The organism is Pseudomonas citronellolis, assembly GCF_900112375.1.
Lineage (GTDB): Bacteria > Pseudomonadota > Gammaproteobacteria > Pseudomonadales > Pseudomonadaceae > Pseudomonas > Pseudomonas citronellolis.
Genome location: NZ_FOLS01000014.1, coordinates 21,805 through 36,217, shown reverse-complemented (window position 1 = coordinate 36,217; position 14,413 = coordinate 21,805). Strand labels below are relative to the sequence as shown.

The following is a 14,413-nucleotide window of genomic DNA, read 5'->3' as shown; positions in this document are numbered from 1 at the left end:
CCTCAGCCGGCCGCGCTGGATCCCGGCGGCACGCCGTGGCCCGGCGGTTGGGCGGCATCTTCCAGGGCCTGCTCGACGTAGTCGTCCTCGGCCTCCTCGCCGCTGCCGGCCTCGGGATTGTCGAGGACGGCGTAGGCGATGGCGCAGAACAGCGAGTTCAGGCGCTTCATGTCGGCGATCAGGTCCAGGTGCAGCGAGCTGGTCTCGATGCTCTGCACCACCTGCTGGCGCAGGCGGTCGACGTGGGAGTGGGCGTAGCGGCGTTCCTGCAGGCGGAAGCGCTGCTTGGCCCGGCGCAGGCGCCGCGCGCCTTCCTGGTCGCCGTTGAGGAACACCGACAGGCTCAGGCGCAGGTTGACCAGCAGCTGGCTGTGCAGCGCGGTGATCTCGGCCAGGCCGTTGTCGGAGAAGGAGCGGCTGCGCGAGGTCTTCTTGTCCTGCACGGCGCTGAGCATGTGCTCGATGATGTCGCCGGCCTGCTCCAGGTTGATGGCCAGTTCGATGACCTCGGCCCAGCGCCGGCTGTCGCGCTCGCTCAAATCCTCGCGGGGCATGCGCGCCAGGTACAGCTTGATCGCCGTGTAGAGCGCGTCGACGTCGTCGTCGAGCTTGCGGATCTCCTTGCCCAGCAGCGGGTCGCCGCCGCGGGTCACCTGCAGCAGGTTGATCAGCATCTGCTCGACGATGTCGCCCATGCGCAGCGTCTCGCGCACCGCGTTGACCAGCGCCAGGCTCGGCGTGTCCAGCGCCGCCGGGTCGAGGTGGCGCGGGCGCACGCGGTCCTCGGGGGCCGCGCGGTCGGGCATGATGCGCGTGCAGAAGGCGGCCATCTGGGTGGTCAGCGGCAGGCAGGCGAGGCAGCGCACCGAGTTGTAGAGCACATGGAAGGCGATCACCAGCTCCTGGGTGCGGAACGGCCAGCCGTCCACCCACTGCGCCAGCGGGCCGATCAGCGGCAGTACCAGCACGCAGCCGGCGACCTTGAACAACAGGCTGCCCAGGGCCACCCGGCGGCCGGCGGCGTTCTGCGAGCTGGAGCCGATCAGGGCGAGGATGCCGGTGCCCAGGTTGGCGCCCACCACCAGGCACAGCGCGACCTTCAGCGAGATCACCTTGGAGGTGGCGAGGGTCGCGGTGAGCAGCACGGCGGCCAGGCTGGAGTAGGAGATCATGGCGAACAGCGCGCCGGTCAGGGCGTCGAGCATGACGTCGCCGGTGAGGCTGGAGAACAGCACCTTCACGCCCTTGGCCTGGGTCATGGGTTCCGCGGCCTCGACGATCAGCTGCAACGCCAGGATGATCAGGCCCAGGCCGATGAACACCCGGCCCAGCTGGCCCAGGCGCGTCTGCTTGCGGGTGAGGAAGAAGATCACCCCGAAGAAGATCAGCAGCGGCGACAGCCACGACAGGTCGAGGGTCAGCACCCGCGCCATCAGCGCCGTCCCGACGTCGGCGCCGAGCATGATCGCCAGCGCCGGGGCCAGCGCCATCAGGCCGCTGGCGACGAAGGAGGTAGCCAGCAGCGCGGTGGCGTTGCTGCTCTGCACCAGTGCGGTGACGCCGATGCCGGCGGCGAAGGCCAGCGGCCGTTTCTGCACGCTGCGGCTGAGAATGCGCCGCAGGTCGCTGCCGTACACCCGGAGGATGCCGGTGCGCACGATATGCGTGCCCCACACCAGCAAGGCGACGGCGGAAAGCAGGTTGAGCAGTGTCAGCATGGCGGCCCCCCTCGTTACTGCATGGCCGCCCAGGCGTGACTACGCTGTGGGACGACTCTGGCCGATTTTTCTGTCATCTAATTGTCATGGTAGACCCTCGCAGTCCCGCAAGGGTTCGACAAGATGCTGATTCGTCGGGGCGTTTCCCTTGAGTAAAGCCGTTGGGGCGTAACCCGGGGGAGTTTTTGCAGGGAATCTCGGACGTAGGAGCGGACTCTGTCCGCGATTGAATTTGCTGGCCACGCCGGACCATGGCGGTGACGATGGGTAACCCATCCTACGGGCGTTGTGTTTGCCGGAATGCGTAGGTGCAACTGTCTATTGGGTTCCCGCGAACGCGGGAACCCAGAAACAGCGTAGGACCTTGTCCGCGATAGCCAGCGGTGTCGGCGCCATTCCCCTGTAGGAGCGCGCCCTGCGCGCGAATCGCGGGCAGGGCCCGCTCCTACAGGGGTATCCGAACCGCGGTTTCTCCCGGCCATCGCCGCGGGCTAGACTGCCCCGGACACCACCGCCAGCGGAAACCCCCGATGCCCAAGCGCCTTCTCGCCACCCTGCGCCTGTTCCTCGCCCTCGGCCTGATCCTGGGCCTGGGCGCCTGCGCCAGCCTGTTCGGCAACGACCCGCTGAAGATCGACCTGGTGGGCCTTGAGCCCCTGGCCGGACAGGGCATGGAAGCGCGCTTCGCGGTCAAGCTGCGGGTGCAGAACCCCAACGACCGCGACATCGACTACGACGGCGTGGCCCTGGACCTGAGCATCAACGGCCGCCCACTGGCCAGCGGGGTGAGCGACCAGCGCGGGCAGGTGCCGCGCTTCGGCGAGGCGCTGCTCAGCGTGCCGGTGAGCATCTCCGCCTTCCGCCTGGTGCGCCAGGCCTGGGGCCTGGGCAACGCGCCGCCGCGCCAGGGCATGCCCTACGAAATCAGCGGCAAGCTCGGCGGCGGCCTGTTCGGCACCGTGCGCTTCAGCGACAAGGGCACCCTGGAGTGGCCGGCCGGGGCGCCCTTGCCTACGCTCTAGGGCGCTACTGGCCGGGAATGTCCCGGCGCAGCTGCACCGGCTCGACCGGCTTGCGCCCGCGCGCCGTGCGCATGCGGATGTTCAGCGCTTCCACCGCCAGCGAGAAGGCCATGGCGAAGTAGACGTAGCCCTTGGGCACGTGGACCTCGAAGGCTTCGGCGATGAGCACGGTGCCGACCACGATGAGGAACGACAGCGCCAGCATCTTCAGCGACGGGTGCTTGTCGATGAAGTCGCTGATGGCGCCGGAGGCGAGCATCATAACCAGCACCGCGACGACGATGGCGGCGACCATCACCGGTACGTTGGAGACCATGCCCACCGCGGTGATCACTGAGTCCAGCGAGAACACGATGTCGATGATGGCGATCTGCACGATGGTGCCGAGGAAGCCGCCGAGCAGGCTCTTGGGCTGCTGCTCGGTCTCGTCCTCGCCTTCCAGGCCGTGGTAGATCTCGCTGCTGCTCTTCCACAGCAGGAACAGGCCGCCGAAGAACAGGATCAGGTCACGCCCGGAAATGCCCTGCTCGAACACCGTGAAGAGGTCGGCGGTCAGGCGCATCACCCAGGTGATCGACAGCAGCAGGAGGATGCGCGTGACCATCGCCAGGGCCAGGCCGAACAGCCGCGTGCGCGCCTGCAGGGCCTTGGGCATGCGCCCCACGAGGATGGAGATCATGATGATGTTGTCGATGCCCAGGACGATCTCCAGGGCGGTCAGGGTGAGGAGCGCGACCCAGATTTCCGGGTTGGTCAGCCATTCCATTTACGGTTTTACCAGTCGTCAGTCGTTGAACAGGGGGAACAGCCCCAGCAGCAGGGCGGCGGCGAGGATAGCGAGACAGACCAGCACTGCCCAGCGCAGGGTGAAGCGCTGGTGGTCGCCGAAGTCCACCTTGGCCAGTCCCACCAGCAGGTAGGTGGAGGGCACCAGCGGGCTGAGCAGGTGCACCGGCTGGCCGACGATCGAGGCGCGGGCCATTTCCACCGGGGTGATGCCGTACTGCGCGGCGGCCTGGGTCAGCACCGGCAGCACGCCGTAGTAGAAGGCGTCGTTGGACATGAAGAAGGTGAACGGCAGGCTGACCAGCGCGGTGATGGTCGCAAGATACGGCCCCAGCGCCGGCGGGATCACCGCCAGCAGGCTCTTCGACATGGCCTCGACCATCCCGGTTCCGGAGAGGATGCCGGTGAACACGCCGGCGGCGAAGATCAGCGAGACCACCGCCAGGACGTTCTCGGCGTGGGCGCCGATGCGCTTCTTCTGCTCGAGGATGCACGGGTAGTTGACGATCATGGCGATGCCGAAGGCGATCATGAACAGCACCGGCATCGGCAGCAGCCCGGCGATCAGCGTGCCCATCAGCACCAGCGTCAGCGCGCCGTTGAACCACAGGAGCTTCGGCCGCCGCGCCTCGGGGTATTGCGAGACGCTGACCTCGGCCGCGTCCAGGTGCTCGCCGGGCAGGTGCAGCTGGCCCAGGCGCGCGCGCTCGCGCTTGCCGTAGGCCCAGGCGATGCCGAACACCGTGGCCAGGCCCGCGACCATCGCCGGGATCATCGGCACGAAGATGTCCGCCGGGTCCACGTGCAGGGCGCTGGCGGCGCGGGCGGTGGGGCCGCCCCAGGGGGTCATGTTGAGCACGCCGCTGGAGAGCATGATCAGGCAGGCCATCAGCAGCGGGCTCATGCCCAGGCGCTGGTACAGCGGCAGCACCGCGGCCACGCAGATCATGTAGGTGGTGGAGCCGTCGCCATCCAGGGAGACGATCATCGCCAGCGCGGCGGTGCCCATCGACACCTTCAGCGGGTCGCCCTTGACCAGCCGGAGGATCTTGCGCACCGCCGGGTCGAACAGCCCCGAGTCGATCATGATGGCGAAGTAGAGGATGGCGAACATCAGCATCACCCCGGTCGGCGCCAGGGTGCGGATGCCGTCGAGCATCATCGGCCCCAGGCCCGCGGCGAAGCCGCCGAGCAGGGCGAAGGCGATGGGCACCAGGATCAGCGCGATGAGCGCCGAGAGGCGCCGCGTCATGATCAGGAGCATGAAGGTCGCCACCATGGCGAAGGCGAGCAGGGTCAGCATCGGGAAGGCCTCCGTCGGGTTCAGCGCGGCGGGTGGCCGGGCAGGGACGGGGCGGGTCGGCGGTTCAAGCGTGTCATGGCATCACCCGTGTTGTTCTTGTGTGGATAACCTGCCGCCGGGCAGCGGAGGGGAGGGCGGATGCTAGGGGCTCAAGCTTTCAGCAGCCTTTCTTGGGAAAAACCGGCGATCGTCGGCGAAGAGCTGGTGTTTCCGGATATTTCAGAACGGGCTTTTCGTAGGAGCGAGCTTGCTCGCGAACGGGGATTTCCCGGCGGCTGCGGTGCCATGCGGTTCGCGAGCAAGCTCGCTCCTACAGGAAAGGGCGCTCTCGGGGCATTCCCCCGCCCCGTTGCGGTGCACCGCGGGAAAAACGCCGGATTCGCTTGAATCCCCCGCCCCGCCTGGGTTATCCATGCTTCGCCCTTTCGCTGAAGCCATGGATACGCCGTATGACTTTCCCAGTGCCAGCCCACCTTGCCGAAGGCGCCGACAAGCCCGCCGGCCGCATTCGCCAGAAGAACGAGGAAGTCATCCTCGCCGCCGCCGAAGAAGAGTTCGCCCGCCACGGCTTCAAGGGCACCAGCATGAACGCCATCGCCCTGCGCGCCGACCTGCCCAAGGCCAACCTGCACTACTACTTCAGCAACAAGCTGGGGCTCTACACCGCGGTGCTGGGCAACATCCTCGACCTCTGGGACAGCACCTTCAACCACCTGTCCGCCGAGGACGACCCGGCCACCGCCCTGGCCGGCTACATCCGCGCCAAGATGGAGTTCTCCCGCCGCCACCCGCTGGCCTCGCGCATCTTCGCCATGGAGATCATCAGCGGCGGGCAGTGCCTGAGCAGCCACTTCAACCAGGACTACCGCGCCTGGTTCCGCGGCCGCGCGGCGGTGTTCGAGGCCTGGATCGCCGCCGGCAAGATGGACCCGGTGGATCCGGTCAACCTGATCTTCCTGCTCTGGGGCAGCACCCAGCACTACGCCGACTTCGCCACCCAGATCGCCTTCGTCACCGGGCGCAAGCGCATGTCCCGGCAGGACTTCAGCGATGCCGCCGACCAACTGATCCACATCATCCTCAAGGGCTGCGGGCTGACGCCGCCGGCCACGGCATGAGCTTCACCCTCGCCGGCCCGGCCAGCTACGCCGAGGAAATCCGCAAGAGCCGCTTCACCTGCCTGGCCGCGCCCATCGCCAGCGAGGCCGAGGCCCAGGCCTTCCTCGCCGCCCACCGCGACGCCAGCGCCGGGCACAACTGCTGGGCCTGGAAGCTCGGCGCGCAATACCGCTTCAGCGACGACGGCGAACCCGGCGGCACCGCCGGGCGGCCGATGCTCGCGGCCATCGAGGGCCAGGCCATGGACCGCGTGGTGGTGCTGGTCAGCCGCTGGTTCGGCGGCATCAAGCTCGGCACCGGCGGCCTGGCCCGCGCCTACGGCGGCTGCGCGGCCAAGTGCCTGCAGGACGCCGCGCGCATCGAACTGGTGCCCAGCACCCGCCTGGCCTTCGCCTGCGGCTTCGCCGAGCACGCGCTGCTCAAGGCGCGCATCCTCGCCCTGGGCGCCGGCATCGAGGACGAGGTCTACGGCGCCGAGGGTGTGGATATCCGCCTGAGCCTGGCCGATGCGAAGGTCGAGGAACTGCAACGCCTGCTCGGCGACCTCAGCCGCGGCCGCATCCAGGCCGCCCGCCTCGACGACTGAAGGCAATTATCCCCAGGGCTTTTCCAGCGGACGCGGGTTTTTGTCCCCGGTTCCTGTGCGGCATCCTGTGGACAAACTGTGCCCCCTCCTTTCCAGGCCACGCCAGCCGTGGCCTGCATAGCATTGCGCAGAATTTGTGCAAACGACGGAAAAGGCCGTCTGCGGCTATCCCCGGATAGCGTGGGCAAGGCTGTGGAAAAACTGTCGATGAAGGCTCCGGGAGCAGACATTCCGGGGTTTGCGAGAGGCTGTACGTTTTTTGTTCTGTAACGGGCTGAAAGCCGCGCCAATCAAGGGCTTAGGCCAGGTCTTGAAGCCTCGGAAAAGGGGCCTGTACAAGTCCGGTATAAGCCCTTGGCAAGCTGTGAATATCCTGGTGGAAAACTGTGCCATGGGCGGTACTTATGCAGGGCTGGAGAAGGAGCGGGGAGAAGCCGGTGGAATCGGGGTTTTCCACGGATGGGCGAATGGATTGCTCACAGAGGCCGTGGACAGTGTTGTGGATATCCTCTGGGGAAAACTGCCCATGCCAGAACCACCGCCGGCTGGCGAAAACTGTACGTTATTTGAGCAAAAAGCCCCGGAATTGCTGGGCTGCAGAAGGGTATCCACAAATCGAAGAGGCAAAAAAGTGTTCATGGAGCCTCCCTGTGGAAGCCTGCCGCCTGTGGACAGCGAAAACCGCTTTTCAACAGTGGATAACCGAGCCCGATCGGGACGTCGGCGGTTCGCGAGCAAGCTCGCTCCTACGAAGAGCCGGTACGGTGCCGACCTGTAGGAGCGAGCTTGCTCGCGAACCCCCCCCACCCGTCACAAGCGGAACTGCCCCATCTGCCGCTGCAGGTCGTCGGCCAGGCCGCGCAGGGCCTGGCATTGTTCGCGGCCCTGGTGCACCTCGCCGGCGGTGGCGCGGGCCAGGTCGGCGATGCCCTGGACGTTGCGGTTGATCTCCTCGGTGACCGCGCTCTGTTCCTCGGTGGCGGCGGCGACCTGGTGGTTAATGTCGCTGATGCGCTCCACCTGGTCGGCGATGGCGCCCAGCGAGGCGCCGGCGCGCTGGCTGGCGGCCAGGCCCTCGCCGGTGGCCGCCTGGCCGGACTGCATGGAGCCGACCGCCTGCTCGGCGCCCTGCTTGAGGCGCTGGATCATCGCCTGGATCTCGTCGGTGGAGCCCTGGGTGCGCCCGGCCAGGGTGCGCACCTCGTCGGCCACCACGGCGAAGCCGCGGCCCAGCTCGCCGGCGCGGGCGGCCTCGATGGCGGCGTTGAGCGCCAGCAGGTTGGTCTGCTCGGAAATGCCGCGGATCACCGCCAGCACTTGGTCGATGGTCGCCACCTGGGCCGCAAGGTCACCCACGGCCTCCGCGGCCTGGCCGATCTCGGCGGACATGCGCTCGCCATGCTGCAGTGCGCCGCCCACCACCTGGCGCGCCTGGCCGGCTTCGCCGCGGGCCTGCTGCGAGGCGCTGGCGGCCTGCTCGGCGTTGCGCGCGATCTCCTGCACGGTGCTGCCCATTTCGTTCACCGCCGTGGCCACCATGTCGGTCATCTCCTGCTGGCGACTGGCGTGTTCCGCGGTGTTATCCACAACCCGCGCCACCTCGGCCACGCTGCGTTGCAGCTGCTCGCTGGTGGCCAGTACCGCGCCGATCAGCTGGCGCTGGCCTTCGAGGAAGCGGTTGAAGCCACGGGCCAGGTCGCCCAGTTCGTCGGCGCGGGAATCGTCCAGGCGACGGGTCAGGTCGCCGCCGCCGGCGCCGATGTCCAGCAGCGCCGTGGTCACCTGGCGGATCGGCCGCACCAGGCCGCGGGCCAGCAATACCACCAGGCCCAGGCAGAGCAGCGCCACCGCCGCGCCGGCCAGGCCGGAGAGGCGCAGGGCCTGGCGCGCGTCGGCGTAGACCTCGGCCTCCGGCACCTCGCTGACCAGCGTCCAGCCCAGGTCGCGCAGCGGCAGGCTGGCGGCCAGGTAGGTTTCGCCGTCGCGCTCGAAGCGGCTGCTCTGGAAGCCCGGATGGCCGAGCAGCGCCCGCGCCGCGTCACTGCCCACCAGGTCGGCCAGGGCCTTGCCGCGGGCCCGGGCCGGGTCGGGGTGGATCTGCACCTGGCCGTCGTTCTTCACCAGGTACACGTGGCCGGACTGGCCGAAGCGGAAGTCGCGGATCAGTTTCGACAGCTCGTCCATGCGCAGGCCCAGGCCGGCGATGCCCAGCAGCTTGCCGTCGCGCTCGACGCGGCGGTCGATGAACAGCGTGAGTTCGCCGCTGCCGACGTCGGTGTCGATGTTCAGCACCTGCGGCCGGCCGCTGTCGACGAAGCGGAAGTACCAGGCGTCCTGCGGGTTGTCGCGGGACAGGGTGCGTTCCTTGCCCTTGTCGCTGTAGTAGGCGTCGCTGGCCTGGCTGGCGATGAGCGCGGCGAAGGCCCGCTGCGAGCTGCGGATGCCGCCCAGGTAGCGGACGAAATCGGCCTGCCGCGCCGGGTCCTCGCCGGCGGCCAGCCAGTCCTGCACCAGGCTGTTGTCGGCGATGCCGGCGGCGGCGGTGAGCGGGCCGGTGAGCTGGCGCTCGAAGTCGTTGGCGATGGCCTGGATGCTCGCCGGCAGCGCCTGTTCGAGCAGGTAGCGCTCGCTCAAGCGGTTGACCAGCACGGCATAGAGGCCGAGCACGATGAGCAGGCTGAGCAGCAGGGCGCTGCCCATGCTGAGGATGAGTTGGGTCTGGATGCTGCGAAGGCGCATGTTCTTCTTGTCCTCTTGGCACGCGGCGAATCCGTTCGCGGTGGGAGACGGGCGTAGGGAAGGGGCCGAAGGGGTTATCGGCGGGTACGGGAAAAACTGTTGTCCCGTCGGTCAGGTTTTTTCGGCGGTGCGGGGCGGATCAGGTTCGATCCCCGCCTCGCTGCACAGCGCCTTCCATTCGACGCCGCTGCGCGTGGTGCGTGGCGGGGCGTCCTGGTGATAGCGGGCGATGACCTGGGCGGCCACGGCGATGGCCACTTCCAGCGGGCGCTTGCCGGGCACCTCGGGCAGGCCGATGGGGCAGTGCATGGATTCGATGGCGGCTGTGGAAAAGCCGCGCTGCTCCAGGCGCATGTGGAAGCGCTGGGCCTTGGTGCGCGAGCCGATCATGCCGAGGAAGCCGGCGTCGCCGCGCTTGAGCACGGCCTCGGCCAGTGCGTAGTCCAGCGGGTGGTTGTGGGTCATGATCAGGTAGTAGCTGCCCGGCGCGGCTTTATCCACAGCCTCCAGCGGGTCGTCCAGCAGGCTGCAGCGCACCCCTGTGGGTAACTCGGCGGGGAATTCCGCGGCGCGGCTGTCCACCCATTCCAGGCGCAGCGGCAGCCCGGCCAGCAGCGGCACCAGGGCGCGGCCGACGTGCCCGGCGCCGAACAGCAGCACCTGCGGCCCGCGCACCGCGAAGCATTCGAACAGCAGGCTGGCGCGGCCGCCGCAGCACTGGCCCAGGCGCGCGCCGAGGGGGAAGTGCTCCAGGCTCTGCGCGTCCTTGCCGGCCAGCAGCAGCTGGCGGGCGTGCTCGGTGGCGGCCAGTTCCAGGTGGCCGCCGCCGATGGTGTCGTAGCAGGTGTCGGCGGTGACCAGCATCTTGCAGCCGGCCTCGCGCGGGGTGGAGCCCTGCACGCCGATGACGGTGACCAGCACGTAGGGCTCGGCGCCGTCGCGCAGGCGGGCGATGGCGTCCATCCAGGTGGGGGTCATGGGGTGGGCTCCTGGGGTGGGTTGCTGGTGTTGGTTGGGTGTTTCTGTGCTGGCGGTGAGTTGGGTTCCCTCTCCCCAGCCCTCTCCCTGAATGGAGAGGGGGCTGCTTCGGTGTGGCGGGAAAGTAATGGCGCTGGAGATTTATCCACAGTTTCCGGCTGACTCCGTTGCTGAGCCCCGCTCAGGACGGTCCCCTCTCCCTTCGGGAGAGGGCTAGGGTGAGGGCATGCCGCGTCTTCCAGCGAACTATCCACAGCCCACCCCTTCAACGCCTCGCACGCCCACAGCACCCGCTCCGGAGTAGCCGGCGTATCCAGCGCCGGGCTCACCCGGTAGTCCGCCAGGCTGGCGATGGCGTCGCGCAGGGCCGACCACACCGAGATGGCCAGCATGAACGGCGGCTCGCCCACGGCCTTGGACAGGTACACGCTGTCCTCTTCGTTGGGCCGGTTGAACAGCGCCACGCGGAAGTCCTCGGGCACGTCGCTGACGGCGGGGATCTTGTAGGTCGCAGGCCCCGTGGTGAGCAGGCGGCCCTTGGCGTCCCACTTCAGTTCCTCGCTGGTCAGCCAGCCCATGCCCTGGACGAAGCCGCCCTCGATCTGGCCGATGTCGATGGCCGGGTTCAGGCTGCGGCCCACGTCGTGGAGGATGTCCACCCGCAGCAGGCGGTATTCGCCGGTCAGGCTGTCCACTTCCACCTCGGACACCGCCGCGCCGTAGGCGAAGTAGAAGAACGGATGGCCCTGGCCGATCTCGCGGTCGTAGTGGATCTTCGGCGTGCGGTAGAAGCCGGTGGCGGACAGCTGCACCCGCGCGAAGTAGGCGGCCTGCACCACTTCGGCGAAGTCCAGCGCCTTGTCCCGGACTTGCACCTGGCCGTGGGCGAAGCGCACTTCCTGCGGCGTCACGCCCTCGCGCGCGGCGAGGAATTCCGCCAGCCGCGCCTTCAGCGTGCGGGCCGCGTCGCGGGCGGCCATGCCGTTCAGGTCGGTGCCGCTGGAGGCCGCGGTGGGCGAGGTGTTGGGCACCTTGTCGGTGCGCGTGGCGGTGATCGCCACGCGCTCCAGCGGCACCTGGAATTCCTCGGCCACGATCTGCGCCACCTTGACGTTCAGGCCCTGGCCCATCTCGGTGCCGCCGTGGTTCAGCTGGATGCTGCCGTCGGTGTACAGGTGGATGAGCGCGCCGGCCTGGTTCAGGTGCTGGGCGGTGAAGCTGATGCCGAACTTCACCGGGGTCAGCGCCAGACCGCGCTTCAGTACCGGGCTGCCTGCGTTATAGGCAGTGATGGCGGCGCGGCGGGCGCGGTAGTCGCTGCTGGCTTCCAGGCGTTCGATCAGCTCGCCCAGCAGGTTGTGTTCCACGCGCTGGTGGTAGGGCGTGAGGTCGCGGCCGCTGCCCCCGTAGAGGTTGAGCTTGCGCACGTCCAGCGGGTCCTGGCCGACGGCGCGGGCGATGTCGTCCATGGCGCGTTCGATCAGCATCATCCCCTGGGGCCCGCCGAAGCCGCGGAAGGCGGTGTGCGAAACGATGTTGGTGAAGCTGCGGTAGCCGGCCACGGCCACGTCGGGGATGAAGTAGGCGTTGTCCGCATGGAACATGGCGCGGTCGACGATGGCGTCGGAGAGGTCCGGCGAGTGGCCGCAGTCGCCCACCACTTCCAGTTGCGCGGCGAGCAGCCGGCCCTCGGCGTCGAAGCCCACGCGGTAGCGGTTGTGGAAGGGGTGGCGCTTGCCGGTGGCGCGCATGTCGTCGGCGCGCGGCAGGCGCAGCTTCACCGCGCATCCGGTCTTGCGCGCCAGCAGCGCGGCCAGGCAGGCCCAGGGCGCGGCCTGGGTTTCCTTGCCGCCGAAGCCGCCGCCCATGCGTCGCACTTCCACGGTGACCTTGGCCAGGGGGATGGCCAGCACCTCGGCCACCAGCTTCTGCACTTCGCTGGGGTGCTGGCTGGAGGTGAACACGAACATGCCGCCGTCGTCCGTGGGCTGCGCCATGGACACCTGGCCTTCGAGGTAGAAGTGCTCCTGGCCGCCGACGAACTGGCTGGCCTGCAGCACGTAGGGAGCGGCGGCCAGGCCGTGCTCGGCGTCGCCGCGGCGCATGAAGTGCGGCGGGCGCACGAAGCGCTCCTCAGCCTTGGCCCGCAGCGGGTCCAGCAGCGGCTGCTCCTCGGCGTACTCCACCTTGGCCAGGCGCACGGCGCGGCGGGCCTGCAGCTGGGTTTGCGCGGCCACGGCGAACAGCGCCTGGCCGTGGTACTTCACCCGCTCGCCGGCCAGCAGCGGGTCGCCGGGGAATACCGGGCCGATGTCGGTGTGGCCGGGCACGTCGTCCAGTGTCAGCACGGCGACCACGCCGGGAGCGTTGCGCACAGCCTCCAGGTCCAGCTTGTGGATAACCCCGCAGGCGATGTCCGTGAGGCCGACGGCGGCGTGCAGCAGCTCGCGGGGTTCCTTGATGTCGTCGACGTAGCGCGCCGCGCCGCTGACGTGCAGCTCGGCGCTGTCGTGGGGCCGGGCCTGGCCGGCGCTGCGGGTTTCGCTGGCGCCGCCGTTGGCGGCCAGGGGAGGCAGGCTACGCATGGCGCACCTCCGCAGGGGTTGCCGTGTATTCCACTAATGCGCGTTGCAGCAGGTTCTGCGCCACCTTCAGGCGATAGGCGGCGCTGGCGCGCAGGTCGTCGATGGGCTGGAAGTCCTCGGCCAGGGCGGCCTGGGCCGCGGCCACGGCGGCAGCGTCGAACGCCCGGCCGCTCAGCGCGGCCTCGCTGCGGCGGCCGCGCAGCGGGGTGGCGGCCATGCCGCCGCAGGCCAGGCGCGCCTCGCGCACCAGGCCCCGCTCGTCGAAGTCCAGGCGCAGGGCCAGGCATACGGCGGAGATGTCGTCGTCGCGGCGCTTGGAGACTTTGTCCACACGGTACAGCTGGCCATCGACCAGCCTGGGGATAACTACCGCCTCGATGTATTCGCCCGGCTGCAGCACGCTCTGCCGGTAGCCGGTGAAGAAGCCGTCGATGGGCACCTCGCGCACCTGCCCGGCGCGACGCAGGCACAGCCGCGCATCCAGGGCCAGCAGCACCGGCGGCATGTCGCCGATGGGCGAGGCGTTGGCGATGTTGCCGCCGAGGGTGCCGCGCTGGCGGATCTGCAGCGAGCCCAGGCGCTCCAGCAGCTCGGGCACGCCGGGGAAGGCATGCAGGGCCTCCAGGCAGTCGGCATAGGGCCGCGCGGCGCCGATCAGCAGGTGATCGGGGTGTTCCTCCAGGCGGCGCAGCTCGGCCACGCGCTCCAGGTGGATGAGTTGCGGGAAGCGCTTCAACGCCTGGGTCGCCTCCAGGGCCAGGTCGGTGGCGCCGGCCACCAGGCGCGCCTGTGGATAGTTCATCAACAGGGTGTCCAGCTCTTCCAACGAGGTGGGCAGCCAGGCGTGCTGCTCACCGTCGTCCAGGCTGGCGCCGGCGGGCAGGGCGCGCAGGCGTTCGGCGGTGGCGCGGGCCGAGGCGTCGAAGCGATCGGTGCTGGCTTCGCCGGCGATGTGCCGGGCGGCGTCGAGGATCGGCCGGTAGCCGGTGCAGCGGCACAGGTTGCCGGAAAGCGCGGTCAACGCGCTCTCGCGGTCGTGCTTGCAGGCCGCATGGCGCCAGGCGAACAACGACATGACGATGCCCGGGGTGCAGAAGCCGCACTGCGCGCCATGGCAGTCGACCATGGCCTGCTGCACCGGGTGCAGGCGTTCGCCCTCGGCGAGGCTTTCCACCGTCAGCAACTGGCGGCCGTGCAGCGAACCCAATGGGGTGATGCAGGCGTTCACCGCGCGGTAGCGCAGGCCCTCGCCATCGGGCTCGGCGAGCACCAGGGTGCAAGCGCCGCAGTCGCCGGAGGCGCAGCCCTCCTTGGTGCCGGTGCGCCCCAGTTGGGTGCGCAGGTAGTCGAGCAGGCTCGTTTCCGGTGCCAGGCCGTCCACCTGGCGCAGCTCGTCGTCGAGCAGGAACTGGATCATGCGTAACCTCGCTGGAGCGCGTTCGCGCTGCCCGCCGGGGAGCGGGCCTGACGCGGCGGCAAAGCTGTCCATATGGTCAGGTAATGCACGAACTCTGCCAGCCGAAAGGGCCGGCTCCATAAGCAAAGCATAGGCTTGCAGCGCTTTTTGACCAGCTGGC

Annotated in this window: 10 protein-coding genes and 1 pseudogene; 3 read left to right on the top strand and 8 right to left on the bottom strand. The window is 68.9% G+C overall.

What is annotated here, in order from left to right:
- Positions 1-2 precede the first annotated feature (2 nt).
- Complete coding sequence (locus BM060_RS14765) at positions 3-1,718, bottom strand: Na/Pi cotransporter family protein (protein ID WP_043316042.1); 1,716 nt, start codon at positions 1,716-1,718, stop codon at positions 3-5.
- 530 nt (positions 1,719-2,248) lie between these two features.
- Here BM060_RS14765 and BM060_RS14760 point away from each other — a divergent pair.
- The gene (locus BM060_RS14760) at positions 2,249-2,740 is read left to right on the top strand and encodes an LEA/WHy family protein (RefSeq protein ID WP_074980740.1); all 492 of its coding nucleotides are present in this window, start codon (positions 2,249-2,251) and stop codon (positions 2,738-2,740) included.
- Positions 2,741-2,744: 4 nt separating this feature from the next.
- On the opposite strand, the gene BM060_RS14755 is transcribed toward BM060_RS14760, so the two are convergent.
- Positions 2,745-3,506: a TerC family protein gene (locus BM060_RS14755; protein WP_043316039.1), complete on the bottom strand. Its 762-nt coding sequence runs from the start codon at positions 3,504-3,506 to the stop codon at positions 2,745-2,747.
- 18 nt (positions 3,507-3,524) lie between these two features.
- Positions 3,525-4,829, bottom strand: a complete 1,305-nt coding sequence (locus BM060_RS14750; protein WP_074980739.1) for a CitMHS family transporter — start codon at positions 4,827-4,829, stop codon at positions 3,525-3,527.
- Positions 4,830-5,278: 449 nt separating this feature from the next.
- Here BM060_RS14750 and BM060_RS14745 point away from each other — a divergent pair, with 449 nt between their 5' ends.
- Both BM060_RS14745 and BM060_RS14740 read left to right on the top strand, forming a co-directional pair.
- Positions 5,279-5,947, top strand: a complete 669-nt coding sequence (locus BM060_RS14745; RefSeq protein WP_074980738.1) for a TetR/AcrR family transcriptional regulator — start codon at positions 5,279-5,281, stop codon at positions 5,945-5,947.
- Positions 5,944-6,534: an IMPACT family protein gene (locus BM060_RS14740; RefSeq protein ID WP_074980737.1), complete on the top strand. Its 591-nt coding sequence runs from the start codon at positions 5,944-5,946 to the stop codon at positions 6,532-6,534. Before BM060_RS14745 ends, BM060_RS14740 begins: the two co-directional genes overlap by 4 nt.
- 810 nt (positions 6,535-7,344) lie before the next feature.
- On the opposite strand, the gene BM060_RS33730 is transcribed toward BM060_RS14740, so the two are convergent.
- The 5 genes and pseudogenes from BM060_RS33730 to xdhA all read right to left on the bottom strand — a co-directional run bounded on the left by BM060_RS33730 (position 7,345) and on the right by xdhA (position 14,253).
- Positions 7,345-8,073, bottom strand: a complete 729-nt coding sequence (locus tag BM060_RS33730; protein ID WP_370686654.1) for a methyl-accepting chemotaxis protein — start codon at positions 8,071-8,073, stop codon at positions 7,345-7,347.
- A 138-nt stretch (positions 8,074-8,211) separates the two neighbouring features.
- Positions 8,212-9,234, bottom strand: a pseudogene (locus BM060_RS33725) (HAMP domain-containing protein); the annotation flags it as partial.
- Between the two features lie 150 nt (positions 9,235-9,384).
- A complete protein-coding gene (gene xdhC, locus BM060_RS14730) occupies positions 9,385-10,251 on the bottom strand; it encodes a xanthine dehydrogenase accessory protein XdhC (protein WP_074980735.1) in 867 nt (288 codons plus the stop codon).
- Positions 10,248-12,836: a xanthine dehydrogenase molybdopterin binding subunit gene (gene xdhB, locus BM060_RS14725; RefSeq protein ID WP_074980734.1), complete on the bottom strand. Its 2,589-nt coding sequence runs from the start codon at positions 12,834-12,836 to the stop codon at positions 10,248-10,250. The genes xdhC and xdhB overlap by 4 nt, the downstream gene beginning before the upstream one ends.
- Positions 12,829-14,253 (bottom strand): xanthine dehydrogenase small subunit, encoded by a 1,425-nt coding sequence (xdhA, locus tag BM060_RS14720; protein ID WP_074980733.1) that lies wholly within the window; start codon positions 14,251-14,253, stop codon positions 12,829-12,831. The genes xdhB and xdhA overlap by 8 nt, the downstream gene beginning before the upstream one ends.
- Positions 14,254-14,413 lie beyond the last annotated feature (160 nt).

What these genes read in the sequence shown, in the direction of transcription:
- BM060_RS14765 (WP_043316042.1), bottom strand. Translation starts at nt 1,718, where the DNA reads ATGCTGACACTGCTCAACCTGCTTTCCGCCGTCGCCTTGCTGGTGTGG.
- BM060_RS14760 (WP_074980740.1), top strand. Translation starts at nt 2,249, where the DNA reads ATGCCCAAGCGCCTTCTCGCCACCCTGCGCCTGTTCCTCGCCCTCGGC.
- BM060_RS14755 (WP_043316039.1), bottom strand. Translation starts at nt 3,506, where the DNA reads ATGGAATGGCTGACCAACCCGGAAATCTGGGTCGCGCTCCTCACCCTG.
- BM060_RS14750 (WP_074980739.1), bottom strand. Translation starts at nt 4,829, where the DNA reads ATGCTGACCCTGCTCGCCTTCGCCATGGTGGCGACCTTCATGCTCCTG.
- BM060_RS14745 (WP_074980738.1), top strand. Translation starts at nt 5,279, where the DNA reads ATGACTTTCCCAGTGCCAGCCCACCTTGCCGAAGGCGCCGACAAGCCC.
- BM060_RS14740 (WP_074980737.1), top strand. Translation starts at nt 5,944, where the DNA reads ATGAGCTTCACCCTCGCCGGCCCGGCCAGCTACGCCGAGGAAATCCGC.
- BM060_RS33730 (WP_370686654.1), bottom strand. Translation starts at nt 8,073, where the DNA reads ATGGTGGCCACGGCGGTGAACGAAATGGGCAGCACCGTGCAGGAGATC.
- xdhC (WP_074980735.1), bottom strand. Translation starts at nt 10,251, where the DNA reads ATGACCCCCACCTGGATGGACGCCATCGCCCGCCTGCGCGACGGCGCC.
- xdhB (WP_074980734.1), bottom strand. Translation starts at nt 12,836, where the DNA reads ATGCGTAGCCTGCCTCCCCTGGCCGCCAACGGCGGCGCCAGCGAAACC.
- xdhA (WP_074980733.1), bottom strand. Translation starts at nt 14,253, where the DNA reads ATGATCCAGTTCCTGCTCGACGACGAGCTGCGCCAGGTGGACGGCCTG.